This window comes from Brevundimonas sp. GW460-12-10-14-LB2, assembly GCF_001636925.1.
Taxonomy (GTDB): Bacteria; Pseudomonadota; Alphaproteobacteria; order Caulobacterales; family Caulobacteraceae; genus Brevundimonas; species Brevundimonas vesicularis.
Genome location: NZ_CP015511.1, coordinates 299,459 through 324,466 on the forward strand (window position 1 = coordinate 299,459; position 25,008 = coordinate 324,466).

Annotated in this window: 24 protein-coding genes; 7 read left to right on the forward strand and 17 right to left on the reverse strand. The window is 66.1% G+C overall.

Annotation, left to right across the window (positions count from 1 at the left end):
• Positions 1 to 92: 92 nt before the first annotated feature.
• The gene (locus A4249_RS01585) at positions 93 to 1,205 is read right to left on the reverse strand and encodes a glycosyltransferase family 4 protein (protein ID WP_066554628.1); all 1,113 of its coding nucleotides are present in this window, start codon (positions 1,203 to 1,205) and stop codon (positions 93 to 95) included.
• A gap of 210 nt (positions 1,206 to 1,415) precedes the next feature.
• Positions 1,416 to 2,507: a site-specific DNA-methyltransferase gene (locus tag A4249_RS01590; RefSeq protein ID WP_066554632.1), complete on the reverse strand. Its 1,092-nt coding sequence runs from the start codon at positions 2,505 to 2,507 to the stop codon at positions 1,416 to 1,418.
• A 193-nt stretch (positions 2,508 to 2,700) separates the two neighbouring features.
• Between A4249_RS01590 and A4249_RS01595 the strand changes: the two genes are divergently transcribed.
• Positions 2,701 to 2,904: a hypothetical protein gene (locus A4249_RS01595; RefSeq protein WP_228763748.1), complete on the forward strand. Its 204-nt coding sequence runs from the start codon at positions 2,701 to 2,703 to the stop codon at positions 2,902 to 2,904.
• 7 nt (positions 2,905 to 2,911) lie between these two features.
• Here A4249_RS01595 and A4249_RS16715 read toward each other — a convergent pair whose 3' ends face one another.
• The 7 genes from A4249_RS16715 to A4249_RS01625 all read right to left on the reverse strand — a co-directional run bounded on the left by A4249_RS16715 (position 2,912) and on the right by A4249_RS01625 (position 11,436).
• Positions 2,912 to 3,088 carry a hypothetical protein gene (locus tag A4249_RS16715; protein WP_174085204.1) on the reverse strand — a complete coding sequence of 59 codons (177 nt, stop codon included), beginning with the start codon at positions 3,086 to 3,088 and terminating at the stop codon, positions 2,912 to 2,914.
• A 50-nt stretch (positions 3,089 to 3,138) separates the two neighbouring features.
• A complete protein-coding gene (locus tag A4249_RS01600) occupies positions 3,139 to 4,254 on the reverse strand; it encodes an HlyD family secretion protein (protein WP_066550361.1) in 1,116 nt (371 codons plus the stop codon).
• A gap of 13 nt (positions 4,255 to 4,267) precedes the next feature.
• A complete protein-coding gene (locus A4249_RS01605; RefSeq protein WP_066550362.1) occupies positions 4,268 to 5,965 on the reverse strand; it encodes an MFS transporter in 1,698 nt (565 codons plus the stop codon).
• The gene (locus tag A4249_RS01610) at positions 5,965 to 6,540 is read right to left on the reverse strand and encodes a TetR/AcrR family transcriptional regulator (protein ID WP_066550364.1); all 576 of its coding nucleotides are present in this window, start codon (positions 6,538 to 6,540) and stop codon (positions 5,965 to 5,967) included. The genes A4249_RS01605 and A4249_RS01610 overlap by 1 nt, the downstream gene beginning before the upstream one ends.
• 46 nt (positions 6,541 to 6,586) lie before the next feature.
• Positions 6,587 to 7,096 carry a GNAT family N-acetyltransferase gene (locus A4249_RS01615; protein WP_066550366.1) on the reverse strand — a complete coding sequence of 170 codons (510 nt, stop codon included), beginning with the start codon at positions 7,094 to 7,096 and terminating at the stop codon, positions 6,587 to 6,589.
• Complete coding sequence (locus A4249_RS01620; RefSeq protein ID WP_066550369.1) at positions 7,093 to 9,171, reverse strand: S46 family peptidase; 2,079 nt, start codon at positions 9,169 to 9,171, stop codon at positions 7,093 to 7,095. The genes A4249_RS01615 and A4249_RS01620 overlap by 4 nt, the downstream gene beginning before the upstream one ends.
• A gap of 171 nt (positions 9,172 to 9,342) precedes the next feature.
• Positions 9,343 to 11,436 carry a S46 family peptidase gene (locus A4249_RS01625; RefSeq protein WP_066550372.1) on the reverse strand — a complete coding sequence of 698 codons (2,094 nt, stop codon included), beginning with the start codon at positions 11,434 to 11,436 and terminating at the stop codon, positions 9,343 to 9,345.
• A 214-nt stretch (positions 11,437 to 11,650) separates the two neighbouring features.
• On the opposite strand from A4249_RS01625, the gene A4249_RS01630 reads away from it, so the two are divergent.
• The 3 genes from A4249_RS01630 to A4249_RS01640 are packed head-to-tail and all read left to right on the forward strand — an operon-like array spanning position 11,651 to position 14,614.
• Positions 11,651 to 12,823 (forward strand): ABC transporter permease, encoded by a 1,173-nt coding sequence (locus tag A4249_RS01630; protein ID WP_055805778.1) that lies wholly within the window; start codon positions 11,651 to 11,653, stop codon positions 12,821 to 12,823.
• Entirely contained in the window at positions 12,820 to 13,575 is a 756-nt protein-coding gene (locus tag A4249_RS01635) for an ABC transporter ATP-binding protein (protein WP_066550374.1), read from the forward strand. The genes A4249_RS01630 and A4249_RS01635 overlap by 4 nt, the downstream gene beginning before the upstream one ends.
• Before the next feature lie 34 nt (positions 13,576 to 13,609).
• Positions 13,610 to 14,614 (forward strand): HlyD family secretion protein, encoded by a 1,005-nt coding sequence (locus A4249_RS01640; protein WP_039248126.1) that lies wholly within the window; start codon positions 13,610 to 13,612, stop codon positions 14,612 to 14,614.
• A 9-nt stretch (positions 14,615 to 14,623) separates the two neighbouring features.
• Here A4249_RS01640 and A4249_RS01645 read toward each other — a convergent pair whose 3' ends face one another.
• On the reverse strand, positions 14,624 to 15,421 hold the full coding sequence (locus A4249_RS01645; RefSeq protein ID WP_066550377.1) for a crotonase/enoyl-CoA hydratase family protein: 798 nt from the start codon (positions 15,419 to 15,421) through the stop codon (positions 14,624 to 14,626).
• 116 nt (positions 15,422 to 15,537) lie between these two features.
• Positions 15,538 to 15,690, reverse strand: a complete 153-nt coding sequence (locus A4249_RS16720; protein WP_017505113.1) for a hypothetical protein — start codon at positions 15,688 to 15,690, stop codon at positions 15,538 to 15,540.
• 156 nt (positions 15,691 to 15,846) lie between these two features.
• On the opposite strand from A4249_RS16720, the gene A4249_RS01650 reads away from it, so the two are divergent.
• On the forward strand, positions 15,847 to 16,068 hold the full coding sequence (locus A4249_RS01650; RefSeq protein ID WP_066550378.1) for a DUF1289 domain-containing protein: 222 nt from the start codon (positions 15,847 to 15,849) through the stop codon (positions 16,066 to 16,068).
• 75 nt (positions 16,069 to 16,143) lie between these two features.
• Positions 16,144 to 16,659, forward strand: coding sequence for a retropepsin-like aspartic protease family protein (locus A4249_RS01655; RefSeq protein WP_066550379.1), 516 nt, complete (start codon positions 16,144 to 16,146; stop codon positions 16,657 to 16,659).
• Here the strand turns inward: A4249_RS01655 and pgsA are convergent.
• The 6 genes from pgsA to A4249_RS01685 are packed head-to-tail and all read right to left on the reverse strand — an operon-like array spanning position 16,656 to position 21,451.
• On the reverse strand, positions 16,656 to 17,300 hold the full coding sequence (gene pgsA / locus A4249_RS01660) for a CDP-diacylglycerol--glycerol-3-phosphate 3-phosphatidyltransferase (protein ID WP_026108402.1): 645 nt from the start codon (positions 17,298 to 17,300) through the stop codon (positions 16,656 to 16,658). The genes A4249_RS01655 and pgsA overlap by 4 nt on opposite strands.
• A gap of 44 nt (positions 17,301 to 17,344) precedes the next feature.
• Complete coding sequence (locus A4249_RS01665; RefSeq protein ID WP_055753092.1) at positions 17,345 to 17,968, reverse strand: carbonic anhydrase; 624 nt, start codon at positions 17,966 to 17,968, stop codon at positions 17,345 to 17,347.
• A 21-nt stretch (positions 17,969 to 17,989) separates the two neighbouring features.
• Positions 17,990 to 19,870 carry an excinuclease ABC subunit UvrC gene (uvrC, locus tag A4249_RS01670; protein WP_055805754.1) on the reverse strand — a complete coding sequence of 627 codons (1,881 nt, stop codon included), beginning with the start codon at positions 19,868 to 19,870 and terminating at the stop codon, positions 17,990 to 17,992.
• A 16-nt stretch (positions 19,871 to 19,886) separates the two neighbouring features.
• Positions 19,887 to 20,333 carry a DMT family transporter gene (locus A4249_RS01675; protein ID WP_066550381.1) on the reverse strand — a complete coding sequence of 149 codons (447 nt, stop codon included), beginning with the start codon at positions 20,331 to 20,333 and terminating at the stop codon, positions 19,887 to 19,889.
• Positions 20,330 to 20,938, reverse strand: coding sequence for a hypothetical protein (locus A4249_RS01680; protein WP_066550383.1), 609 nt, complete (start codon positions 20,936 to 20,938; stop codon positions 20,330 to 20,332). The genes A4249_RS01675 and A4249_RS01680 overlap by 4 nt, the downstream gene beginning before the upstream one ends.
• Positions 20,939 to 20,980: 42 nt before the next feature.
• Positions 20,981 to 21,451 carry an NUDIX domain-containing protein gene (locus A4249_RS01685; RefSeq protein WP_066550386.1) on the reverse strand — a complete coding sequence of 157 codons (471 nt, stop codon included), beginning with the start codon at positions 21,449 to 21,451 and terminating at the stop codon, positions 20,981 to 20,983.
• A gap of 251 nt (positions 21,452 to 21,702) precedes the next feature.
• On the opposite strand from A4249_RS01685, the gene A4249_RS01690 reads away from it, so the two are divergent.
• A complete protein-coding gene (locus tag A4249_RS01690) occupies positions 21,703 to 24,774 on the forward strand; it encodes a TonB-dependent receptor (protein ID WP_082854212.1) in 3,072 nt (1,023 codons plus the stop codon).
• Positions 24,775 to 25,008: the final 234 nt, after the last annotated feature.

Below are 25,008 nucleotides of genomic sequence, written 5' to 3' on the forward strand. Positions count from 1 at the left end.
GATTTGGGACGACCGTATATGGATAAGCTTAACTTTTAGGTGAACGCCGTTACAGACTCAGGATTGCGACGGCGCCTCGGCAAGGTATTGCTTCAGGCGGTTGCGGCGAAGCTGCGTTCTTCACGCGGACGCAACGGCGTGACCACGTCATCCAGCGCGGTTTCCGCGAACGGGCGGCGGGCCAGCAGATCGCCGTAGACGTCCAGATACCGGCGCGCCATGGCGGTGGCCGAGAACCGCAGATCAAACCGCGCGCGGATCGCCTCGCGGTCCAGCAGATGCGCGCGTCCGGCCGCGGCGATGGCCTGTTCCATCGTATCGACCAGGAAGCCGGTGGCGCCATCTTCGATGACCTCAGGCGTCGAGCCGCAGCGGAAGGCGATCACCGGCGTGCCGCAGGCCATGGCCTCGATCATCACCAAACCGAACGGCTCCGGCCAGTCGATAGGGAAGAGCAGGGCCTCGGCGCCGCCGAGGAAGGCGGACTTCTGGTGATCGCCGATCTCGCCGATGAACTCGATCAGCGGATTGCCCTCAACCAGTGGGCGAATCGTTTCTTCCCAATAGCGTTTGTCGGCGGCGTCCACCTTGGCGGCCATCTTCAAACGCTTGCCCAGTTTGGTGGCGATCTCGATGGCGCGGTCGGGGCGCTTCTCGGGCGAGATGCGACCCAGGAAGGCCAGATAGCCCTCGGACTTCGGGGAGAAGATGTATTGTTCGCCGGGCATGCCGTGATGGACGGTGGCCTTCCAGTTGGCGAAATGCAGCGGCTTGCGCTGATCGTCGGAGATGGAGACCAGCCCAAACTCGCTCCAACGCGCATAGACGCCGGGCAGGTCCTTCATGTCCAGACGGCCGTGAAGGGTCGTCAAAGTCTTGTCCGCATATTTCTGGAACAGCGGGAAGTGGACCATGTCGGTATGGAAGTGGATGACGTCAAACTCGTCGGCGCGGTCCAGAACTTCGCCCAGCATCGACAGGTGAGCGGCGAGGTCGGATTTCAACGGCGCCGGATCCAGACGGATGGCCTGATCGCGCACGGGCACCAGACGGGCCTTGGTCTGGGCGTCGGCGCTGGCGAACAGAGTCACGTCGTGGCCCAGATCGACCAGTGCGTCGGTCAGATGCGCCACCACACGCTCCGTGCCGCCGTACAACTTGGGAGGCACGGCCTCATACAGAGGGGTGATCTGCGCGATTTTCATGGTGATGTGCTCCGACACCGCATCCTGGCGGGCCGTTGACATCAATGTTCTCGCAACTGCGAAGTTCCATCGCAGTTGACTAATTTTTACATAGGTTTCGCGGGGTTACAGCGACGCTGGCCCGTAATGAGTGTGCGAAATCGTACGTTTCAGCGACGCATTGTCAGCTAAGTGATTGATGCGGCTTATGCGACGCGCGGTCGCAGCGGCTCACATCGCGGCGCGAACTTCCGAGCGGAGGGCGTCGATGGATTTCAGCCCCTGGTCGGTCTTGAACCGCCAGTAGGTCCAGCCGTTGCAGGCCGGCGCATTCTCCAGCAGCGCGCCCAGCTTGTGGATCGAGCCGCTGAGCGAACCGTGAACCAGCGAACCGTCCGCACGAACACGCGCCTCACGCTCGCCCTTGGGGCAATAAAGGCGATCGCCGGGTTGCAGCAGACCGGCCTCGACCAGGGCGCCGAACGGCACCTTGGGCTCGGCGCGCTTGGAGCCTGTGACCATCAGGTCCTCGGGGCGGGCAGGGATGACCGAGGCGATGCGGGTTTCGGCGACCTGGGCATAGGTCTCGTCACGCTCGATGCCGATGTAATGGCGGCCGAGGCGTTTGGCGGCGGCGCCGGTGGTGCCGGTGCCAAAGAAGGGATCTAGGATTACGTCGCCGGGGCGCGTCGCCGACAGCAGGACGCGGTGCAACAGGGCTTCGGGCTTCTGGGTCGGATGGGCCTTCTTGCCGTCGGCGTCTTTGATCCGCTCCTCGCCCGTGCACAGGGCGAAGGTCCAGTCGGAGCGCATCTGTGTGTCTTCGTTGAAGGCCTTCAGCGCATCATAGTTGAAGGTGTAGCGCTTCTGATCCCGCGACTTGGCGGCCCAGATCAGGGTTTCATGGGCGTTGGTGAACCGGGTGCCCTTGAAGTTCGGCATCGGGTTGGACTTGCGCCAGATGATGTCGTTCAAAACCCAGAAGCCCAGGTCCTGGATCGCGGACCCCAGGCGGAAAACGTTGTGATAGCTGCCGATCACCCAGATCGAGCCCTCGGGCTTCAGGACCCGGCGGCATTCCGCCAGCCAGGCACGGGTGAAGGCGTCGTAGTCGGCGAAGCTGGCGAACTTGTCCCAGTCGTCATCGACCGCATCGACCTTGGAATTGTCGGGACGCAGCAGGTCGCCGCCCAGCTGCAGATTATACGGCGGATCGGCGAAGACCATGTCCACCGAGGCGTCGGGCAGGCTCTTCAGCACCTCGATGCAGTCGCCACGATAAATGACGTCCTTGGCGAGGACAGGGGTCTTCAGATCGGACATGGAAACGCGGCCCCGCAACAGTGAGACCACTATGGTGAATCCTTGTGGTTAAGTTGGATTAAACGGCAGGGTCAGCCGGACGATTTTGCGATCCGACCGCGCCATCCACAGCCTTCTTGGGTCAGCGTGTTCCGGATTTGTTCCGTATGTGCTCTAACTGTCTGCGGCGGTCGGCGGCGTGATGGAGGATCAGATGAACGACGGAATCCTGGCCCATATGATGGCCGAACTGGATGCGGAGCTGGCGCGGGCGGAGCCGTCCTTGCCCGCCCATCCCGAACATACGCGCCAGACGGAGATCATGCGCGCCCTGGCCTTGGGGCTGGGCAATTTCGAGCGGATGCGGGCGCACGACGTGCATCTGCTCGCCGCCAGCCTGTCGCCGCGATCGGCCTGATCCGGCGTCAGGGCTTGCGCTTGAAGGTGTCGCCGATCTCAGCGGCGTCCGGGCCGTCTGGTCCCGCGCTTTGGCGCTCGGCCTGACCGACCGCCTTTGTGGCCTTCTCAGAGGTCAGGGCGTCCGGTTTGCCGGCCGGGTCGGCGCCGTTCTCTTCACGACCCTTGGTCTGTTCGCGGTCCATGGTGCTCTCCGTAGCTGGGACAGTAGCGCGATGGAGAGCGGCGCGTTCCGTCAGCCAGCCGTATTCACCTTCGCCACCACCGACATGCCCGGCGCCAGACGCTCGGCGGCGGGCTGGTTCGGGTCGATGCGGATGCGGACCGGGATGCGCTGGGCCACCTTGGTGAAGTTGCCGGTGGCGTTGTCGGGACGGATGACGCTGAACTCCGATCCGGCGGCGGGGGCGATGCGTTCGACATGGCCGCGCAGGGTCTGGCCGCCCAGGGCGTCGACGGTGATCTCGACCGGCTGGCCGACGCGGATGTTCTTCATCTGCGTCTCCTTCATATTGGCCGTGACCCAGACCACGTCCGGCACCAGACCCATCAGCTGGGTTCCCGCCGTCACATACTGGCCCTGACGCACGCCGATCTCGCCCAGGCGACCGGCGCGGGGCGCCACAATGCGGGTGTTGGCCAGATCGATCTGAGCCAGGCGCACGGCGGCCTGGGCGTTCTCGACGGCGGCGGCCAGGCTGTCGCGGCCGACGACGGCGGAGGTGACGCCGGTCTGGGCGATGCCTTCGGCGGCGCGGGCCTGGGCGACCTGGGCCTGGGCGCTGCGCAGGGCGGCTTCGGCGACGTCCACATTGGCCTGGGCGACCCAGCCGCCGGCCTTCAGGGTGCGGGCGCGGTTGGCGTCGGCTTGGGCCCGCGTCAGCGTCGCTTCGGCGGCGGCGATGGAGGCGCGCTGCTGGGCCACCGATCCGCGCGCCGACGCCTGGGTCTGGGTCGAGTTGGACAGGGCCGCCTGGGCCGAGTGCAGGCTAGCCTCGGCCTGCTCCAGCCGCTGGCGATAGATGCGGTCGTCCACCTGGGCCAGCAACTGTCCCTGGTGGACGGTCTGGAAGTCCTGGACCGGCACCTGGACGACATAGCCGTTCACCTGCGGGCTGATGATCGTCACCTGGCCGCGCACATAGGCGTTGTCCGTGCGCTGGATCGCGCCCCGGAAGGGCGGCAACTGCCAGGCGTACAGCACCATCAGCACGCCCAGCAGGGCGACCCCGGCGGCGATGACGGTCCACATGACGTTCTTCTTCGGCGCAGGCGCAGGTGGAGCAGCGGCGGGCGCTTGCGGGGCGGCGGGGGCGGAAGAGGCGGGGGCGGGCGGGGCGGCGTCGGTCATTGTGGGTCTCGGTTCAGTCGGCGGCGGCGACGGCGGCGCTCTGGACCGCAGCGTCTGCATTGTTGTTCTTGGCGTCGCGGCGCGCCTTCCAGCGCGGCCGCAGGTGGGTGACGGTCACCCAGGCGGAGCCCAGGGCCGCGATCACGGCGATGACCAGAAAGACGTCGTTGTAGGCCAGCACATTGGCCTGTTGCGTCACCTGTCGGCCCAGCAGGACGGCGCCTTCGGCGTTCGCCAGCGCGGGGTCCGTTATCGTCGAGGCATAGGCGCCCGACAGCTGACGCAGCCGCAAGGCGACCTGCGGATCCAGCGCCGAAATCCCGGCCGCCAGCTGGTTGGAATGGTATTTCTCGCGGATGATCTGCAGCGTTCCGGTCAAGGCCGATCCCGCCAGACCGCCGACGTTCTGAAGCACGCTGAACATGACGATGAAGCTGATCAGGTTCTGCTTGCCCTGGGTCAGCACCTTGACGATGCCGATCATCAGCGCCGGGCCGATGAACATGGCCGAGGCGAAGGCGATCAGAGCCTGGCTGAAATACAGCTGCGCCGGGCGCGTCAGCACGGTCGAATGGCTGTCGATCCAGGCGCCGATCGCGATCAGCGCCAGGGCGATGGCGATCGGCTTGTTCAGCTTTTCCATGTTCAGGGTGAAGGCGCTGACCAGGGTGCCGGCGATCATCGACAGCAGGATGACGACGAACAGGCCGTGAAGCTGATCCGGTCCCAGGCCGACGACGGTCAGGAAGCCCACCGCGCCGGAGGTCTGTTCCGACAGCACGATGCGGATCAGCAGGATCGCCCCGAACAGGCGCAGCAGATCCGGCCCCGTAAGCCAGCGGGTGTTGATCAGCGGGTTCTTGCGATTGTGCTCGACCAGGAAGGCGGCGGTCAGCAGGATGACGGAGCCGATCAGAGCCCAGCCGATCCAGGCGGCTTGCGTCCACCAGACGATCCGCCCCAGACCCAGGGCCGCACACAGCAGGGCCACGCCTGGCGCAAACAGGGCGAAGGTCAAAAAGTCCAGCCGGTCGAAGACCCGCAGCCGCTCGGACGGCGGCAGTTTGACGACCTGCACCGCACCCCAGGCGACCAGGCACAGGCCCAGCTCGAACAGATAGAAGGCGCGCCAGTCGCCCAGCTGGAGCAGGCCGGGCATGACCAGGCGCGAAATTGGCACGGCGAAACTGGCCAGGCCGATGCCGATGATCAGACCTTTGAGCCGGTGTGCGGCCGGGAAGGCCTGGATGATGTAGAGGAAGCCCAGGCTGGAAAGGCCCGCGCCCGCCATGCCGGCGATGGCCCGCACCAGCAGGGTCGATTGATAGTTGTCGACGAACAGGTGGGCGGCGCAGACCAGCACGAAGGCGCCCAGGAAGATCTGGGTGAACAGGCGCAGGCCGTACTGCATCCGGAACTTGACCAGGATCAGGTTCATGCAGGCGTTGGTCATGACGAAGACGACCGGCAGCCATGCGGCCTCGGTGATCGTGATCCCCAGCGAGCCTTGCAGGTTCTGAATGTTGGCGGTGACGGCGGCGTTGCCCAGCGATCCGACCATGGCGACCAGCAGGCCGGTCAGGGCGTACTGGATCCGCATCGGCCAGGCGTGATCGGGGGTGGCGGGCGAGCCGGGCATCATCGGCCGCTCATGCGGCTTCAGCGTCTCGACATACTGTTCCCAGGGCAGATGCCAGTTGTTGCGGGCCATCAGCGCGCCCCCCCTCGAGGTCTCAGCCCGTCCAGAACAAGCGCGCGGGTGCGCAGCGACACGGCTTGACGCTCGGCTTCGTCTGCGCCCTGAAAACCGGCGCCCAGCAGGGTGGCGATCAGACGGATGTCCATCGGCCGCAGATCCTCCCTCACCAGGCCGGCGGCCTGGGCCCGCTTCAGCGGTGCGGCGCCCGCCTCCATCAAGCTCTGCCGCAACGGGGTAAGCGCATCTGGCGACCGCACGTTCCGCACGACGCCGGCCAATCCCGCATTGCGCACCATGTCCTCGGCCAGCCGGTCCAGAAACCAGAAGAAGGCCTGCGGATCATCGCCCTGTTCGGCGGTGCGCCGACCCAGGTCCGCGACGTCGGCCTCCAGCACCGCCAGGGCCAGTTCCGTGCGGTCTGAGAAGTGCCGATACAGGGTGCCGCGCCCCACCCCAGCCCGCTCAGCGATCAGATCCAGGGGCGCATCCAGCCCTTGGTCGGCGAAGACCGCGCGCGCGGCCTCCAGCACCGCCGCCCGGTTCAGAGCGGCATCCTTGCGGACAGGTTTTTCGGCATGGCGCGTCATGGTGAGGCGCGTAAATGGACACGACTGTCCGTTTTGCAAGGGGCGGCTAGAGCGCTTTTTCCAGCACCACGAAATCCAGCTCGGGCCGCGGCGGATCGACGGGGAAGGGGCGGGTTTCGCCGGTCGGGGCGTAACCGCGTCGTTCGTACCAGGCGATCAGTTCAGCCCGTCGGTGGATGACCGTCATCTCCATGCGGCGCGCGCCGAAACGCGCGACCGCTTCACTTTCGGCGGCGGCGAGCAGACGACGGCCGAGGCCGCGCGCCTGCAAGGTCGGCTCGACCGTCACCATGCCGAGATAGGCCAGGTCGTCGCCGGCGCGGGCGACCTGGACGCAGCCGATCAGCGCGCCGTCGCGATGGGCCAGCAGGATGACCCGGTCGGGATCGGCGATCAGGGACGCCAGCTCCGCCGCGCTGGTGCGATCATCGAACAGCAGATCGGCCTCATGCGTCCAGCCGGCCTTGGCGGTGTCGCCGCGATAGGCGCGCTCGATCAGTGGATGCAGCGCGGCGACGTCGTCGGACGTCGCCGCGCGGATGGCGATCTGCGTCACCGGCTGACGCCCAGCTCCGCCAGCAGATGATCCATCCCATAGACGTCGCGCAGGGCCACGGTGACGGCCTGGGTGGTGACGATCACGCTGCGGTTGGTGTTGCGGTCGTAGCCATAGGCGTTGCGCTGGGTCAGGACGGTGGAATCGAAGTTGGCCCCGATGATCTCGCCCCGGGCGTTGACCGCGGGCGACCCGGACGAACCGCCGATCGTGTCGGTCGAGACGGCCATGTCCATCACTGCGTTCGGATCGATCCGGTCCCTGGCGGCCATCAGCTTGGGCGCGACCTTGAACGGTTCGGCGCCGGTGGCGCGATCCCACAGGCCGGCGAAGGTGGTGAAGGCGCCGAAGCGCTGGCCCGGCACGTCGGAGCCTTCGACCTTGCCATAGGTCAGACGCAGGGTGCCGGTGGCGTCGGGATAGACGGCGTCGCCATAGGCGGCGAAGCGGGCGGCCGCCAGCTGTTCCGACGCGCGGTCGGTCGGCGCCTTGACCTTATTTTCCCATTCGGTGCGGACGGCGCGGGCGTCGGCGTCGATCGACAGCACATACTGGATCATCGGATCATCTGACGCCTGAACCGCCGCCAGGCCGCCGGTCCACAGGGCGCGACGCACGGCCGGATCGGCCAGCTTGGTGCCCGAGACGACACGGGCCGACAACTCTTCGGGGCTTTCCTTGCCCAGCAGGGTGCGAACGTAGGGGCTGTCCACCGTCAGCCATTCGCGCGTCTTGGACAGCCACCATTCCAGCCGGATCTGCTCCAGCTCGGGATAGGTCGGCCGCTCGGCGAACAGGCCGGATTCGACGCCCGGCAGGCGGCTGTCGGCGAACTCGGCCAGACGCTGGTCCGACGGCTTGGCCCGCTCCTGCGCGCCGCGCACGATGGCCTTGGCCCACTGGAACAGCTGCGATCCGCCGGCGACGGAGGTGGTCCCCAGGCCCGTGCCGCCTTCCAGCAGGGCGGTCGGCGCATAGAGTTCACGCGCGATGGGCTGGACCGCTTCCAGCGCGCCCCAGGGATCGGGACCATTGCCGTTGGCGGCGGCGTAGCGTTGCATGAAGTCGACCTCGGCCGCAGCCTTGGCCTGGATGAACTGGGCGTCGGTCAGGGCGCGCATACGGCCCAGGCCGCGCTTGTAGGTGTTCTCCACGCCCACGATTGGGTCCATGGCGATGAAGGCCTGGTCCTCGCCCTCTTCGGAATAGCGGATCAGACGACCGCGCAGCTCCGAGGCGATCAGCTGATCCAGCGGCAGGACCACGTCGCGGATGGTGGCCAGCTGGTCCATCGTCAGAAGGCGCTGGGTCGCCCCAGGATTGCCGGTGATGAAGACGGCCTCGCCCTCGGTCGGCTTGTCGGCGTTCCAGGCGAAGTGGATCGGCGTCTCGACCGGTTTGCCGTCCTCGTACAGGCGGATGAAGGCCGCATCGATGGCGAAGCGCGGGAAGGAGAAGTTGTCCAGATCGCCGCCGAAGGTCGCGGCGCGGTCTTCCGGCGCCCAGGCCAGGCGCACATCGCTGTATTTGCGGTATTTGTAGAGTTTGAACTGGCCGCCCCGGTACAGGCTCACGACCTGGCAGCGGATCTTGGGATCGTTTCCGCAGGCTTCGGTCTCGATCCGCCCGGCCTCGGCCTCGCGCGCCTGGGTGAAGGCCTGGCCCTCAAGCCCTTCGCCGGCCTTGTGCATCCGCTCGGTGACATCGGAGATGTCGGTCAGGATCTCGGCCGTGGCGCCGGGGCATTTGCGCTCTTCCTCGCGCGTCTTGGGCGTAAAGCCCGTCTCGCCATACTGCTGTTGCGGCGTGGACAGGTTGGCGACGCAGGTGGCGACGCAGTGGTTATTGGTCATGACCAAGCCCTGGCCCGACACCACGCCCGCCGAACAGCCGCCGAATTTCACCGACGACAGCCGCACCCGATCCAGGAAGGCCTGGTCGATATTCGTGCCCAGCGCCTGGTTGGCGCGGGCGATGGGGAAGTTGTCGTAGGTCCACATGCCTTCCTCGGCGCTGGCCGAGGTGGCGGCGGCGAAAGCGAGAACGGCGGCGGAGGCGAGGAGAAGAGGGCGCATGAAAAACTCCTGATCCTTCTCCCCTCGGGGGAGAAGGTGAGCCCAAGGGGCTCGGATGAGGGGGCTCTGTCCGCATTCAGAACGGAAAAAGGGGGCCTGGGTCAACCAGCCCCCTCATCCATCTGGCTCGCGCGAGCTGCCTTCTCCCCCGGAGGGGAGAAGACCTTTGGATCAGCGACGCACGCCCAGTTCGCGCAGCAGGCGCGGCTGGTTGTAGACGTTGCGCAGGGCCTCGGTGATGGCGGCGGTCGAGACCGTCACCGTGCGGTTCAGCTCGGGGTCGTAGCCGAAGCTGCCGCCCAGCGAGTGGATGTTGCCGTCGAAGGCGGCGCCGATGACTTCGCCCTTGGCGTTGATAACGGGCGAGCCCGAGTTGCCGCCGATGATGTCGTTGGTCGAGACGAAGTCATAGACGGTCGACTTGTTGACCTTGCCCTCGGCCGCCAGCCAGTCCTCGGCCGCGTTGAAAGGCTCGGCGCCGGTGTTGCGCTCATACAGGCCGCCGATCTGGGTGAAGGGTTCGACCGTCACGCCGCGATAGGTCCAGCCCTTCACCTGACCGTAGGACAGGCGCAAGGAGAAGGTCGCGTCGGGATACAGGTTGGTGCCGTAAACCGCGAACCGGGCCTGGGCGATCTTTTCGCCGGCGCGGCTGGTCGGGCCGGACACCGCCGATTCCCACTGGGTGCGGACGGCCTGGGCCGCATCGTCGTTGGCCAGCACGAACTGGATCAGCGGGTCGCCCGAGGCGGCCAACTGTTCCGGCGTCATGGCCAGGGCCTGGGCGCGGAAGGCGGGATCGGCCAGACGCGTGCCGTCGACCAGACGCTCCGCGATCTGCTCGGGGCTTTCCTTGCCCAGCAGCGCCTTCACGTTCGCATTGTCGACCGTCAGATATTCGCGGGTCTTTGACAGCCAGAAGTCGAGATAGATCTTCTCCAGGTCGTTCGAGATCGGCGTCTCGGTCGCCAGGCGACGGCCCAGCGAGGCGATGTCGGCATCCGAGTAGCCGGCGCGGCGTTCAGCGACGGGCTTGGCGCGCTCCTTGGAGGCGCGGACGATGGCCTTGGCGTAGCTATAGAGCGACGAGCGCTGACCGGCCGCCGATTCCAGCTGGCGATAGGGCAGATACAGGTCGCGTTGGGCGGTCGAGGCGCGTTCCAGATCGGCCCACGGATCGCCGATGCGCTGGGCCAGGGCCGGGTCGGCGGCGACGCGCTGGCGCAGCTCCTGCTCTTCGCGGCGCTTGGTGGCCATGAAGGCTGGGTCGGTCAGGGCGCCCTGCTGGCCGTAGTTGACCTTGAAGCCGTTCTCCAGGCCGAAGATCGGATCGACCGAGACGCGCTTGGCCTCTTCGCCGGTCGTCGAATATTCCAGCAGGCGACCGCGCAGTTCGGAGGTCTGGATCAGGCTGATGGGCAGTTGCTGGTCACGCAGGGTTTCCAGCTGGGCCACGGTCAGCAGGCGCTGGGTCGAGCCGGGGTTGCCGGCGACGAAGGTGACGTCGCCTTCCTTGGGCGCATTGGCGTTCCAGGTCAGGTGGTTCGGCGTGGCGACCGGCTTGCCGTCCTCGTAGATGCGCAGGAAGCCGGCATCCAGGGCGTAGCGCGGGAAGTTGAAGTTGTCCGGGTCGCCGCCGAAGAAGGCCGCCTGGAACTCTGGCGTGAAGACCAGGCGCACGTCGTCATACTTGCGGAACTTGTAGAGCTTGTACTGTCCGCCGCGATAGAAGCTTATGACCTGGCAGGTCAGCTTCTGATCGTCGCCGCAGGTCTCCTTCTGGATCTTGTCGATCTCGGCGGCGCGGGCCTGGACGAAGGCGGCGCCCTCAAGACCGGCGCCAGCGCTGGTCACGCGGTCGGTGACGTCGACGATGTCGGTCAGAATCTCGGCCGTCTGGCCGGGGCACTTCTTCTCTTCCTCGCGGGTGGCGGGCATCCAGCCGTTCTTGACGTAGTCGTTCTGGGCCGTGGACAGGTCTTGAACGCACGACACCACGCAGTGGTGGTTGGTCAGCACCAGGCCTTCGTTCGACACCAGCGAGGCCGAGCAGCCCTGCAGGCGGACGGCGGCGTTGCGCACGCGGTCCAGCCAGGCCTGGTCGATGTTGGTGCCGTACTTCTCGTTCACCGTGGCGATTGGGAAGTTGTCGAAGGTCCACATGCCCTCGTCGGCGCGCGCGGAGGTCGCGGGCGCGGACAGGACGGCGGTGGCGGCGCCGAGCGCGGCCAGAGAGGCGGTGAGACGAAGCGAGGGCAAGGACATGAAGGCGTGTTTCCCAGAGCGTGGGACGGCCTGTCCCATCTGTTATGTTGTAACTAGCGCCGACGAAGGGCGGGCGCCAAGAGGCTGTAAGGCCCTTAATCCCCTGATTTCGAACCCGCAATGACAAGGGTTCACAAGCCTTACCCCGATTTAACTTGGCGGTGAGGGGGCGCACGGTCAGATAGGCGCAAGTACCGGGGGTTTATCGACGACAATGTCGCTTGCGCTATCAACACTGCTGTTCGAGTGGCGTCGCTATATGGCGGCGGTCATGGCCCTGGCCCTGTCCGGGCTTCTGGTCCTGGCGATGACCGGCGTCTTTATCGGCATCGGCAAGGGATTCACCGCGACCATCGAACGGTCGAACGCCGACATCTTCATCATGCAGCCCGGCGCCAAGAGCCTGATCGGCGGGCCGTCGGGCGTGCCGCGCCGATTCATCCCCCTGGCCTACAATCACCCTGAGGTGGTCGAGGTCATGCCGCTGGACGGCGCCGGCGGAACCTTCCAGAACATCAAGAACGTCGATCCAACCAAGAGCCAGGCGGACAATGCGTCGCAGGGCGCGCCGCGTCAGAAGTTCGTTCAGGCCAGCATCATCGACACCCGTCCCGGCTCGGTGACCATCCCGACCGACTATTCGCAGGAACTGGTCGATGCGTTGCGCCAACCCTACACCGTGGCGGTCGACGAGACGGCCCTGACGACCCTGGGCGTGAAGCTGGGCGACAAGGCCCTGTACAACGGCCAGACCGTCACCGTCGTCGGCGTGACGCGCGGTTATCCCAATATGATGCAGCCGGGCGTGGTCATGTCGCGCGACACCCTGCGGATGCTGGGCCAGGCCGACACGGGTCCGCGCGTCGGTCCTTTGATGGTCAAGCTGCGTGATCCGGCCCGCGCGCCCATCGTGGTGGCTCAGCTGAACGCCATGGGCGCCGGTCAGTGGAAGGCGTGGACCAAGCAGCAACTGGCCGACGCCAACGCCGGCGCCATGTTCGAGGAAGGCATCCTGGTCATCATCATCGGCGGCTGCGTCGTCTTGGGGATCATCATCGGCGTGGCCATCACCTGGCAGACCCTGCGCGGCGCCATCATGGCCAACATCAAGGAGTTCGCCTCTCTGCGGGCCCTGGGCGTCAGCATGGGGTCCTTGCGTCGGATCGTGGTCGAGCTCAGCTTCTGGGTCGGCGTCGTCGGCGTCATCGCGGCCATCGTCCTGACCTGGCTCGTCTCGCTGCTGGCGATGATGGGGGCGGTGATCATCGCCTTGCCGCTATCGCTGCTGATCATCGTCGGCATCGGCCTGATCGCCATCGCCATGGTGTCCGGCCTGCTGTCGCTAGGCATCCTCAAGAACAGCCAACCGGCGGACCTGCTGCGATGAACGTTCATACAAAGGTTCACGGCAAGCACGGCGACTTCGCCATCGAGGCCAAAAGCCTGGTCAAGCGGTTCAAGTCCGGCAAGGCCTGGGTCGAGGTGCTGAAGGGCGTCGATTTCGATGCGCGGCATGGTGACCTGACCATGGTCATGGGGCCGTCCGGCTCGGGCAAGTCCACCCTGATCGCAGCTCTTTCGGGCCTGCTGAAGCCCGAAGAGGGCCGGGTGGACGTGCTGGACGTCGACGATCTGTGGAAGCTGTCCTCGGGCCGCATCGACAAGTTCCGCCTGGATAACTGCGGCTTCATCTTCCAGGGCTTCAACCTGTTCCCCGCGCTGACGGCGCTTCAGCAGGTCGAGACGGTGCTGAAGTTTCAGGGGCTGACAGCAGGCCAGGCCAAGAAGCGCGCCACCATCGCCCTTGAAGAGGTCGGCCTGGGCCACCGTCTGCACCAGCGGCCGGCGGCTTTGTCGGGTGGTGAAAAGCAGCGCGTCGCCATCGCCCGCGCCCTGGCCAAGGATCCCAAGATCCTGTTCGCGGACGAACCGACCTCGGCCCTGGACGGCGAGAACGGCCAAGTGGTCATCAAGCTGCTGCGCCGCGCCGCCACCGAACACGGCGCCGCCGTCATCTGCGTGACCCACGATCCGCGCCTGGAGGCCTGGGCCGACCGGGTCATCCACATCGAGGACGGCAAGATCCTGGACGACCAGCGCCGCATCCCCGATCCGAACGCCATCCTGGCGTCCCACTAACCGACACGACGATTTCCCTTAGGACGACACGCCAATGCCCGGCTTTCTGAAGAAAAAACGCACCTGGATCGGCCTGCTGCTGGTGATCGTGCTGGCGGTCGGCTTCATGCTGTTCCAGTCCGCCGCCAAGACCAAGAAGGCCGAGCAGGAGAAGGCGGCGGCGACCAAGGTCGACAGCCCCTATGCGGCCATCGCCAACGGCAAGGTCGACGTCGAGGGCGGCATCATCCAGATCGCCGCCCGTCGCGGCGGCATCGTCCGTGACGTCCTGGTTCAGGAAGGCGATCGCGTCGTCGCCGGTCAGATTCTGGCCCGTCAGGAAGACGACGAGGCGCGTCTGGCGGTGCAGGCTGCGGCGGCGGCCGTCAGCCAGGCCGAAAGCCAACTGGCCCAGATTCGCGTGGACATCCGCACCGCCCAGCGCGAGCAGGAGCGTCTGCAACGCCTGGTCGCCACCAACTTCGTCGCCGCCCAGCGCATGGACCAGGCCCAGGACGCCATCGCCACCGCACAGGCCCGCCTGGGGTCGCAGGTCGCCGCCGTCCAGACCGCACGCGCCCAGCTGGATCAGGCCCGCTACAATCAGGAACTGACGGTCATCCGCGCCCCGACCAACGGCCGGATCGTGCGCCGCTACGCCAACCCCGGCGCCGGCGCCTCGACCCTGAACGTCTCCAACATGTTCGATCTGGAGCCGGACGCGCCGCGCATCGTCCGCGCCGAGGTGGTCGAGAGCGACCTGCCGAACCTGACCGACGGCCAGGCCGTCGAGATCAGCCCCGAGGGCGACGCCAGCAAGGTCTATATCGGCGCCGTCATGCGTCGGGCCGCCGTGTTCGGCGCGCGCAAACTGGCCTCGGACGATCCCTCGCAGCGCAGCGACGAGCGGGTGGTTGAAGTGGTCGCCTCGGCCGGCGATGCGCCCCTGCTGATCGGACAGCGGGTGCTGGTCAAGTTCATGAAGCCGGGCGAGACCGCCGGGGCCAAACGCGCGGTCGCCGCCGGCGTCGGGCCCAGCGAGGCCATGAAGACGAAATAGAACGTCGGATCAGCGGCCGGTGAAATCGCCCGGCCGCTTTTCAAGTACGGCGGCGACGCCTTCCTGATGGTCCTCGGTCAGATGGGCGAGCGCCTGCATGGCCGCCGACATCTCCAGCATCTGGTCGAAGGTCGTGTCGCGGCCCTGGCGCAGCAGGGTCTTGGCCATACGCAGGGCCTGGGGCGGCTGGGCCGCGACCTGGGCGGCGACAGCCAGGGCCTCGGTCATGAGGTCCTCGTGCGCGACCACGCGGTTGACCAGCCCCCATTCGGCGGCCGTCGCTGCGTCGATGGATCGGGCGGTGAACAGCAGTTCGGCGGCGCGCGCATAGCCGATGTTGCGTGGCAGCAGCCAAGACCCGCCGTCGCCGGGAATGATGCCCAGCTTCAGGAAGGGCACGCCGAAACTGGCGCGCTCGGACGCGATGCGGATATCGCCCAGGCCGGCGATGTCGCAGCCTAGCCCCATCGCCGGCCCGTTGACGGCGGCGATCAGCGGAACCTCAAGCCCATACAGAGACCGCACGATCCGGTGGACGACGCGGCGATAGCGTTCGCGGATGGCGGCGCCTGAACCCTCGAACAGGTCGCGCCCGTCCCGCATCGCCGTCAGATCGCCGCCCGCCGAAAAGGCCCGCCCGGCGCCGGTCAGGACCACGCAGCGGATCGACGGATCGGCATTGACCCGCTCGCACGCCCCCGCGACCTCGTCGCCGTCGCCCAGGTCGGGCAGGGCGTTCAGCCGCGCCTCGCGATCCAGCGTCCAGATCAGGATCGCGCCCCGCTTCTCTTCGGTGATCAGGCCCATGCATCGTCTCCGTCTTCGCGCCCGTCATCGACCGCGAACGCCGCGTCAGGCAAGCCCGGAATTGCAAAAGCCCCGGCGAGACCGGGGCTTCTTCAGGCTGTGAACCGAGCGGGTCGTCAGCGTTTCTTGATCGTATAGGGTACGAAGTTGGACGGATGGCTGACCACCCGGCCCGAGTTCGACGGCATATGCCGACTGTTGACCAGCATCCCGCCCCAAAGGGCGAAGGACATCATGGCGTGTTGGAGGTTACGCTCCTTATCGTTCATCTTGGCGTCTCCTTTCGCGGAACGATGAAAAGAGACGCGTCGTACCAATGGGATTCCACCGTCAGTCGTTTCGCGTCATCAGCCGATATAAGACAGTTTCGTGAATTTGCAACTTTATTCGTCAGGAGTCGGAGTGATTTTCGCCGCTGTGTCACAATGAGCGCGACGACCCCGAACCGGCCCGGACCGCCCAAGGCCATCGCCACGCCCTGCGTCATGGTGTGCGCGGTCGATGGCGAGAGCGGCCTGTGCCTGGGCTGCTTTCGTACGCTGAAGGAGATCGCCGGCTGGCGGGCGCTGAACGACGCCGAGCGCGCGGCGGTCATGGCCGAACTGCCGTCGCGCCGTAGTCAGGTCGATCCGGCCAAGCTGGGCTAGCGCGGTTAGCGGCTTAAGCTTTCGTCAGCCACGTCGTTTCACCCCATCCAAACGCCGCGCCTTTAAGACAGAGGCATGGTTCGCATCGATACCCAGTCTGTCGTCGTCCTCGGCTTCGCTCTCGTGGCGTCGTTCGGCACGGCTCTGACGATCCGCCATCTGGAAGGCGACGGCATGGCCCAGGCGGCGACGCCCGTGGCCGAGGCGGCGGTGGGCGCCTCCGGCACCGACGCCCAGGTGGTGAAGGGCGCGGACGGCCACTACTGGGCCGAGGCCAATATCGACGGCAAGGCGGTGCGGGTGCTGGTGGATACGGGCGCCAGCGTGGTCGCCCTGACGCGCGCCGACGCCCTGAGACTAGGCGTCGATCCCGAACCCGAAGCCTTCACCGGCAAGGTCCAGACCGCATCGGGGGTCGTGCGTGCCGCGCCGGTTCAGCTGAAGACGATCTCGGTCGCAGGCGCGCGGGTGGACCGGGTCGAGGCCCTGGTGGTGGAGCAGGGGCTGGAATACTCCCTGCTGGGCATGAGCTATCTGGGCCGGCTTTCCGCCTTTTCCGCTACGCCGGCCGGGCTGACGCTGCGACCTTAAAGATCCCGCATCTGGCGACGGGCTTCGCTGAAATACTGCCAGCCGGTCCACAGGGTGATGATGGCGGCGAACCAGATCAGGAAGATGGCGAAGGATTCGAACGCCGGCTGCCAGGCCAGCGGCGATCCGTCGTCGTTCTGCAGGCCCAAGGCGCCCCACAGCAGGGTCAGTTGAAGCGCGGCGAGCGCCACCATCTGCACCGTGGTCTTCCACTTGGCGGCCAGGGTGACCGGCAGTTCGATGCGGCCGGCCATCGTCTCGCGCAGGGCGGAGACGGCGAATTCGCGGAACAGGATCAGGCCGCAGGGCAGGGCGATGCCGGGCAGGGATCCCGAGGCCAGGACGCCCAGAATGGCGCCGGTCACCAGCACCTTGTCGGCGATGGGATCGAGAATGGCGCCCCAGCGCGTGGTCGCGTTCCAGCGCCGGGCCAGATAGCCGTCGACCCAGTCAGTCGAGGCGGCGATGACGAAGATCCAGAAGGCCCAGACGCTGAACCGCCCCTGGGTTTCCGGCGACAGCCAGGCCTCCAGCGCGCCCGGCGCCGCCCCGGCCATCATGGCGAACATCACGACCCCGGCCGCCAGGCGCAGCCCGGTCAGGATGTTGGGAATGGGGTTGGCGCGGTGGGCGGAGGTCATCGTCATGTCCGTTGCAACGCGCCGGGTGTGGCACGGTTCGCCGCTCAATCCAACGGTTCGAACCGGGGCTTGTCGGTGAGGGCCGTAAGCGCGCCCTCGGCGATGCCGAAGTGCAGGCCGCTGAGCTGAAGCTCGCCCTTGGCTTCGCGCTCGGCGATCCACGGGAAGGTGCGCAGGTTCCGGATCGACAGCCGCACGATGGCCTCTTCGGCGGCGCGCTCCAGCTGGTCGGGGGCGACGGTTTCGGCGACGTGCTGGACGACAGGCGCGCCTTGGGCGATCCAGGGGGCGACAAAGTCGGCGACGATTTCTGGGGCGCCGTTGATCATGGCGTTGACCCCGCCGCAGTGGGCGTGGCCCATGACCACGATCCGCTTGACGCCCAGCACCTTGACCCCGAACTCCAGCGCCGCCGACACGCCGTGGAGCTTGCCGTCCGGCTCGTAGGGCGGGACCAGATTGGCGACGTTGCGCACGACGAACAGCTCGCCCGGCTTGGCGTCGAAGATCAGAGCCGGATCGGCGCGGCTGTCGGAACAGGCCACGATCAGGGTGTGCGGCTTCTGGCCCTTGGTCGCCAGGGTTTCGTACTCGGCGCGGGCCGTCGGCCAGTGCTCGGCGCGGAAGCGGCGATAGCCGGCGGTCAGTTCGTCTTCGATGTCGCTCATGGTCGGTGTCTTAGCTCCGGCTCAGCTTTTACGGAAGAAGGCGTGGATGCGCTCGGCGAGGGGTTGGTTGATGCCGTCGACCTTGACCAGGTCGGCCAGGGAGGCGCGGCTGACGCCCTTGGCCGAGCCGAAGGCGTGCAGCAGAGCCTTCTTGCGGCCGGGGCCGACGCCTTCGATCTCGTCCAGCGGGTTCTTCTTGATGTCCATCGAGCGGCGCTTGGCGTGGGCGCCGTTGGCGAAGCGGTGGGCTTCGTCGCGCAGCCGTTGGAGGTAGTAGAGGGCCGGCGACTTCAGCGGCAGCATGAAGGGGGCCTTGCCGGGCATGAAGAACTTCTCCAGCCCCGCGTCGCGATCCGGCCCCTTAGCCACGCCGACGACGGTGATGTCGTCCAGCCCGCCCAAGTCGGCCATGACCGCCAGCACCTCGGCCAACTGTCCCGCGCCGCCGTCGATCAGCAGCAGGTCAGGGCGCACCACGTCTTCGCCCTTGGCCTCGCCTTCCTCCTCGTCCTTGATCAGGCGTGAGAAGCGACGGCGCATCACCTCGCGCATCATGCCGTAGTCGTCGCCGGGCGTCAGATCCTCGCCCCGGATGTTGAACTTGCGATACTGCGACTTCTGGAAGCCCTCGGGGCCGGCGACGACCATGCCGCCCACCGCATTGGTCCCTTGAATGTGGGCGTTATCGTAGATCTCGATCCGTTCAGGTCGGCTCTCCAGTCCGAAGGCCTCGCACACCTCGTCCAGAATCTTGCCCTGCGCCGAGCTTTCGGCCAGGCGCCGGCCCAGGGCCTCGCGCGCATTGGTCAGGGCGTGGTCGACAAGGGCCAGCTTCTCGCCGCGCATCGGTCGGACGATCTCGACCTTGCGATCCGCCTTCATCGAGAAGGCCTCTTCCAGCAGTTCCAGCTCGTGCGGGCGCACGTTGGACAAGATCAGGCGCGGGATCGGTTTGTCCTCGTAGAACTGGCCCAGGAAGGCGGCCAGGATCTCGGGATCGGTGTCGGTCTTGTCCACGCGCGGGAAATAGGCGCGGCCGCCCCAGTTCTGGCCGGCGCGATAGAAGAAGACCTGGACGCAGGCCTGGCCGCCGTCGGAATGCAGGGCGAAGACGTCGCCTTCGGCGACGCTGTCGGCGCTGACGGAGTTCTCCATCGCAATGGCCGACAGGGCGCGGATGCGGTCGCGCACGCGGGCGGCCTGTTCGAAGTCCATCTCGTCCGACGCCGCCTGCATCTCCTTGGACAGGCGGCCGATGACGGCGCGGGACTTGCCGCGCAGGAACTGTTCGGCCTCGGTGACCAGTTCGCCGTAGTCCTCGAGGCTGATCAGGCCGGTGCAGGGGGCCGAGCAACGCTTGATCTGGTGCAGCATGCAGGGGCGGGTGCGGGTCTCATAGACGCTGTCGGAACAGGACCGCAGCAGGAAGGCCTTCTGCAGGGTGTTCAGCGTACGGTTGACCGCCCAGGTCGAGGCGAAGGGGCCGAAATAGTCGCCGGGCGTGGTGTGGGCCCCGCGATGCTTCCTGACCTGGGGCGCGCGGTGGTCGCGGCGGATCATCAATTCGGCGAAGGACTTGTCGTCGCGCAGCACCACGTTGAAGCGGGGCTTCAGCTTCTTGATGAAGTTGGATTCCAGCAGCAGGGCTTCGGTCTCGGTGGCGGTGACCACCAGCTCCATCGACCGGGTCTGCGACACCATCAGGCCGATCCGCTGGGTGTGAAAACGCCCCTGCGCATACTGGATGATGCGCTTCTTCAGCGACTTGGCCTTGCCGACGTAAAGGCACGACCCGTCCTCGCCATACATGCGATAGACGCCCGGCTTGTCCGGCGCCCGGCGCGCCTCGTCGGCGATCAGGGCGGCGGCTTTCAGTTGGGAATCAGGCGTCTCCTCGGTCATCGCGCCCGATATAGGGTCAAGAGCGCCGGACCAGAAGGACGCCAGCCAGAACAAGCCCCACCCCGGCGACGCGGCCGATGTTCAGCGGCTGGCGCGGCACGCCCAGCGCCCCGAAATGATCCAGCGCCAGGCTGAGCAGCAGCTGGCCCCCGACCATCAGGGTGATGGTCATGGCCACGCCCAGGCGCGGCACGCCCCAGGCGGCCGCGACCACGAAACAGGCGCCGTAGGCCCCGCCCAGCCAGGCATACCAGGGCAGGGCCCGCGTCGCCGCCATGTCCGGCCGGGTGTGCAGGACGGCGGCCAATATCCCCAGCACCGTCGTACCGACCGCAAAGGAGATGAAGGCGGCGTTGACCGGCGAGGCCACGGCGGTCGCCAGCCTGGCGTTGGTCGGGGCCTGAAGTGCGGTGGCGCCCCCGGCGAGGATGACGACGAGGATGGCGAGCAGGGACGGGTTCATGGCCCCTGGCTAACATGGCTTTCATGGCTTGCAGAGGGCGGCGTTCGGCGGTGGGCGCGACGCAGGCGGCGGCGCTCGGCCCGATTGAGGGACGCGCCGGACCGGCTTAGGTCGTCCGAAGATGAATCATGGTGCAATTCGTGCGCTTCACCCGGTCCGGACTCGGCGTCGTCCGTCGAAGGGTGAGGGTCGGGCGCGTCGGTCCGATCAGACGGTCGGGGCGAAAAATCAGAGTGCAATGTGTGCACATCGCCGGTCGCCGACGCCATCGACGACAGGGCTTCGAAAATCCTGAGCCAGCGCTGGGCCTCGGTCGCCTCGCCGTCCATCAGGGCCAGTTGCAGGCGACGGCGCGCCGTGTCGGCCATGTCGGAAAAGGCGACAGGCTCGACCGCCTCGAGCTCGAGTGCGGGGTCGTACAGGTCGGGGTCGTCCTGATCGCCGCGCCGCCATTCGCCCTTGCGGGCGCGGATGCGAAAGGCCGACAGGCCCAGGTCGTAGCGGCGGCAGACGATCCGCGCCGGCTCGCCCGCCAGATAGTCGTCGCGGGCCATATCCCAGATCTCCTGCGAGCGGACGCGATAGACGGGGGCGACTTGGGTCATGGGCGGACGCTGGCACGCGCCTGCGTCAGATGCGGACGTCTCTCACCAGTCCGGATCGACCGGGGCGCCGTCGAAGATTTCGGCCAGGCGCGCGCCACAGCCCCGGTTCACATCGTCCGGCAAGGCGTAGGGCGAGAACCAGCCGATCTCGGCGATCTCGCCGTGGCTGGTGCGCTCGCCTACATCGAAGGCGTCGATGCGGAAGACGGCGACGTGATCGCCGGGAAAGAACCGCTCGTTGGAATGGATCGAGATCAGGCGCGGCGCCTCGCGCGCGACCAAACCGGCCTCTTCGCGCAGTTCGCGCACCACGGCGGCGTGCGTCGTCTCGCCTGGGTCCACCCCGCCGCCCGGCAACCACCAGCCCCTGAGATAGGTGTGCCGCACCATCAGCACCCGCCCCAGCGCATCCACCGCCACCGCCCGCACGCCCAATGTCTTGCCCCGCGTCAGCCGCGACCAGGCGAAGAAAAGCGGACGAGTGAAGGGTTCGACGTGAATGCGCCAGTTCATGGGTGGGTCAACTCTATGAAAATTCGGCGTGTTCGAGCCCTAACGTATCCATTTGGGGTCGCAAACCATTGCGGAAAATCAATCGTTATAACGTCGCAATCCGAAGTGTGGCTTATGCGTGGCAATATTGGCACGACGTGACGCTGTTTTATGACGACCGTGTAATAATCGTGGCGAACGCGGCGCGTCTGCTTAGGCTCCCTGTCATCACACCCGCCCTGGGTGTGCGTCGGGCGCCCATCGGCATGGGGATGTCGATCGGTCGTCGGGCTCTTTTCAAGGAGGGGTTCGTTTTGAACAGTCGCAGTATCCGTCAACGCCTTTTGGCCAGCACCGTCGTAGGCGGCGCCTTGCTGGCCGCGATTCCCGTCATGTCGCTGGTCGCTTTGCCGAGCGTGGCGCACGCGCAGTCTCAGACGGGCGCGCTTCGCATTTCCATCCAGGCGGGCGGTCAGCCCGTGGCTGGCGCAACGGTGACCGTTAATTCTTCCGTCAGTTTGGTGACGCGAAGCGGGGTGACGGACTCTGCCGGTTTCGTGCGCCTTTCGGGTCTGGATCCCGCGATCAACTACTCCGTCAATGTCGTCGCGCCGGGCTATGATGCCTTCACTGCGAACAACGTCGCCGTTGTCAGCGGTCAAGAGCGCTCTCTCGGCTATGTCCTTAAAGGGGGCGACGTCTCGACCCTGGGCGATATCGTTGTGACCGGCACGTCGCTGGCCTCGGTGGACGTCACCTCTGCGACGGTTGGAACGACGTTGACCCTCGGCGTGGTGGAGTCGCTGCCGACGGGACGCAGCTATCAAAGCTATCTGCAGTTGGTGCCCGGCGTGAAGCCGTCAAGCGGCGGCAACCCGTCCTCACGCTCCGGCATCAACTATTCGGACATCGGCGGTGCGACCGGCACTTCGACCGACAACGTCTACTATCTGGATGGCGTCGACGTGACCGACCCGTCGACCGGGACATTCGGGTCCAACTTCAACTCTGAAATTATTCAGGAGCAACAGGTCATCGTCAGCGGCGTGCCCGCAGAATACGCCGGTGGTTCCGGTCTGATCTCGCGCGTCGTCACCAAGTCCGGCGGCAACGAGTTCCACGGTTCTCTGAACTACTACTTCCAGAACGACGGGTTGGTGGCCAAGGACGAGCACACCACTTCGGGCGGCTTCTCGACCTACGACACCGCCGCGACCCTGGGCGGGCCGATCATCCGCGATCGTCTGTGGTTCTATGGTTCGTACCAGAAGAAGCACCGTGAAGATGAGGTTCTGGACGTCAACAGCGGCAACGTGCTGCGCACCGTCACCAATGACGGCGAATACACCTTCGGCAAGCTGACCTGGCAGATCACAGACGATGATCGTCTGACGGCCAGCTACTTCGAGGATCCGACCAGCATCAGCGGCTCCAGCTCTTCGGCGACCTTGAATAATCGCGATGTGGCGCAGGAGCAGGGGGGCAAGAACTATAAGGTCGAATACGGCCGGACCTGGGGCGACCTGCAACTGGGCGCCTATTGGTTCCGTCACGAAGGCGAAGTCACGACGAGCGCTGCGGACCAGTCGGTGCGTGATACCGTCACCTTCCGGAACTCGGCTGGATCGACCCTAGCTCAGCGTCAACTGGGTGGCGCAGGTTCGAATCTGGAAACGCATCGCAATCGCGACGAGTTCGGCCTGAACTTCGAATACTATCTCGACACCGCCTTCGGCAGCCACACCTTCAAGGGCGGCTATATCAACACCGAGAACGTGTATGAGGAAAACGGGACTGTTCCGGGCGGCGTGACCTATCAGTCGCTGGCTCCGATCTATTCGGGCACCACCTACCTCGATTACACGACAGCCAGCGGCGCGAACGCATGGACCGGTCGTGCGATCGTGCAGGCCGACAATGCGCGAGTTCTGGCCGCGATCCAAGGTAACGCCACGGCGCGTGCGGCGGTCGACACCAACCTGGACGGCACTGTCTCCCAGGCTGAATTGAACGCCTATCGCTTCACGAACACGGCCGGCGCGCCCTACGGCAACGTCAACGTCTATCGGGCCCTGCGCACCATCAGCGCGCCTTACGAGGTCAAGAGCGAAGGCCAGAGCCTGTATCTGCAGGACACCTGGACCCTTAATCAGTTGACCATCAATGCGGGCGTGCGGGCCGAGAAGTGGGAGCATTTCGCCTCGGACGGCTCCAAGACGGCGACCTTCGACTGGGAATATGCGCCGCGTCTGAGTGTCGTCTATGACGTGCTCGGAGACGGTCGTTCGAAGGTGTTCGGTTTCGCGGGCCGCTATTACGACCCCATCCGCAACAACATGTCGGACTTCGCAGGCGCCCTGACAGGACCGGTCGATGAAGAGCAGATCAACATCAACGGCACCTGGGTCACCTTCCGCACCCGTGGCGGCGCGACCACGCCGGACGCCCTGTTCTCGCCAGCGACCAAGACGCCTTACACCGATGAGTTCATGCTTGGCGCATCGACCACCTTGGGCTCCAGCGTCGGTCTGACCGCGACGGTGACGCGTCGTGAGACGCGCGACATTCTGGAAGACTTCGATCTGACGCTGTACTCCGACCCGACGCTGACGGCCGCCACGGCGCCCTTCGGTTACGCCTATCCGGGCTCGTTCTACTATCTGCCGTATTCGTACTTCGGCTACGCGTCCAAGCCGAACTCGAATTACGTCATCGGCACGCTGCCGGGCGGAGAGCGCAACTACACCGGCTTCGAAGTCACGGTCACCAAGTTCAAGACCGACAACTGGCAAGGGCAGGCGTCCTATACGTACAACAAGGCCGAAGGGAACTCGAACTCCGACTCCAACGCCGACTTCCAGGGCGACTGGATCGCGCTCGATCCCCGCGCGCCAAACATGTACGGACCGCAACCCGGCAACATCGAACACCAGTTCAAAGCGTATGCCTCGTACGACTTCAACTTCGGTCTTCAGGTGTCGGGCGTCTTCAACTGGAACAGCGGCGCGCTCTACACGCCGGCGCAGTTGATCAGCGGTCGCTATCTGCCGCTGATGGACAACGGTTCGACGTCGGGCGGGGTGCAGGACACCTTCGTTCTGCCGAACAACGTCGGCTCGGCGACGGGTCCGTCGTATTACACCTTCGACATGCGCTTCCGCTATCAGCGGCCGCTGCCGATCGGAAACGCCGAACTGTTCCTGGACATCTTCAATATCCTGGACAACCAGGCCGCCACCGCCGAGCAGAAGCTGGTCGCGGGCAGCGGTCAGTACGCCTTCGGTGAAGCCAATGCGTGGGTTCAACCGCGTCGTGCCTATCTGGGTGTTCGCTACACGTTCTGATGAGGATCGGGCAGGGCGTCGCGGCTTGCCGTCGGCGCCCGGCTTGTCTTCAAACCTCACCTGCGGCGGCCGGAAAACTTCCGGCCGCCGTTTCTTTTACGTTGCGCGGGGCGACGAAGATCGGGTCCGCCCGTCGTTCGGCTTGAACCCCGCCCCATCCCGCTCTAAGCCAAGACGGACAACAGGAGCATTCCATGCTGGCTCTCGGCATCATCTTCGGCTTCATCGCCGTTC

Bases quoted from the DNA above. Each gene is read 5' to 3' on its own strand.
- A4249_RS01690 (WP_082854212.1), top strand. From the start codon at position 21,703: ATGTCGATCGGTCGTCGGGCTCTTTTCAAGGAGGGGTTCGTTTTGAAC.
- A4249_RS01610 (WP_066550364.1), bottom strand. From the start codon at position 6,540: ATGACGCGCCATGCCGAAAAACCTGTCCGCAAGGATGCCGCTCTGAAC.
- A4249_RS01590 (WP_066554632.1), bottom strand. From the start codon at position 2,507: ATGTCCGATCTGAAGACCCCTGTCCTCGCCAAGGACGTCATTTATCGT.
- A4249_RS01645 (WP_066550377.1), bottom strand. From the start codon at position 15,421: ATGGGCCTGATCACCGAAGAGAAGCGGGGCGCGATCCTGATCTGGACG.
- A4249_RS01675 (WP_066550381.1), bottom strand. From the start codon at position 20,333: ATGAACCCGTCCCTGCTCGCCATCCTCGTCGTCATCCTCGCCGGGGGC.
- A4249_RS01685 (WP_066550386.1), bottom strand. From the start codon at position 21,451: ATGAACTGGCGCATTCACGTCGAACCCTTCACTCGTCCGCTTTTCTTC.
- A4249_RS01600 (WP_066550361.1), bottom strand. From the start codon at position 4,254: ATGACCGACGCCGCCCCGCCCGCCCCCGCCTCTTCCGCCCCCGCCGCC.
- A4249_RS16720 (WP_017505113.1), bottom strand. From the start codon at position 15,690: ATGAACGATAAGGAGCGTAACCTCCAACACGCCATGATGTCCTTCGCC.
- A4249_RS01630 (WP_055805778.1), top strand. From the start codon at position 11,651: ATGTCGCTTGCGCTATCAACACTGCTGTTCGAGTGGCGTCGCTATATG.
- A4249_RS16715 (WP_174085204.1), bottom strand. From the start codon at position 3,088: ATGGACCGCGAACAGACCAAGGGTCGTGAAGAGAACGGCGCCGACCCG.
- A4249_RS01640 (WP_039248126.1), top strand. From the start codon at position 13,610: ATGCCCGGCTTTCTGAAGAAAAAACGCACCTGGATCGGCCTGCTGCTG.
- A4249_RS01625 (WP_066550372.1), bottom strand. From the start codon at position 11,436: ATGTCCTTGCCCTCGCTTCGTCTCACCGCCTCTCTGGCCGCGCTCGGC.
- A4249_RS01585 (WP_066554628.1), bottom strand. From the start codon at position 1,205: ATGAAAATCGCGCAGATCACCCCTCTGTATGAGGCCGTGCCTCCCAAG.
- A4249_RS01680 (WP_066550383.1), bottom strand. From the start codon at position 20,938: ATGACCCAAGTCGCCCCCGTCTATCGCGTCCGCTCGCAGGAGATCTGG.
- A4249_RS01620 (WP_066550369.1), bottom strand. From the start codon at position 9,171: ATGCGCCCTCTTCTCCTCGCCTCCGCCGCCGTTCTCGCTTTCGCCGCC.
- uvrC (WP_055805754.1), bottom strand. From the start codon at position 19,870: ATGACCGAGGAGACGCCTGATTCCCAACTGAAAGCCGCCGCCCTGATC.
- A4249_RS01650 (WP_066550378.1), top strand. From the start codon at position 15,847: ATGAGCGCGACGACCCCGAACCGGCCCGGACCGCCCAAGGCCATCGCC.
- A4249_RS01595 (WP_228763748.1), top strand. From the start codon at position 2,701: ATGAACGACGGAATCCTGGCCCATATGATGGCCGAACTGGATGCGGAG.
- A4249_RS01605 (WP_066550362.1), bottom strand. From the start codon at position 5,965: ATGGCCCGCAACAACTGGCATCTGCCCTGGGAACAGTATGTCGAGACG.
- A4249_RS01635 (WP_066550374.1), top strand. From the start codon at position 12,820: ATGAACGTTCATACAAAGGTTCACGGCAAGCACGGCGACTTCGCCATC.
- A4249_RS01665 (WP_055753092.1), bottom strand. From the start codon at position 17,968: ATGAGCGACATCGAAGACGAACTGACCGCCGGCTATCGCCGCTTCCGC.
- A4249_RS01655 (WP_066550379.1), top strand. From the start codon at position 16,144: ATGGTTCGCATCGATACCCAGTCTGTCGTCGTCCTCGGCTTCGCTCTC.
- pgsA (WP_026108402.1), bottom strand. From the start codon at position 17,300: ATGACCTCCGCCCACCGCGCCAACCCCATTCCCAACATCCTGACCGGG.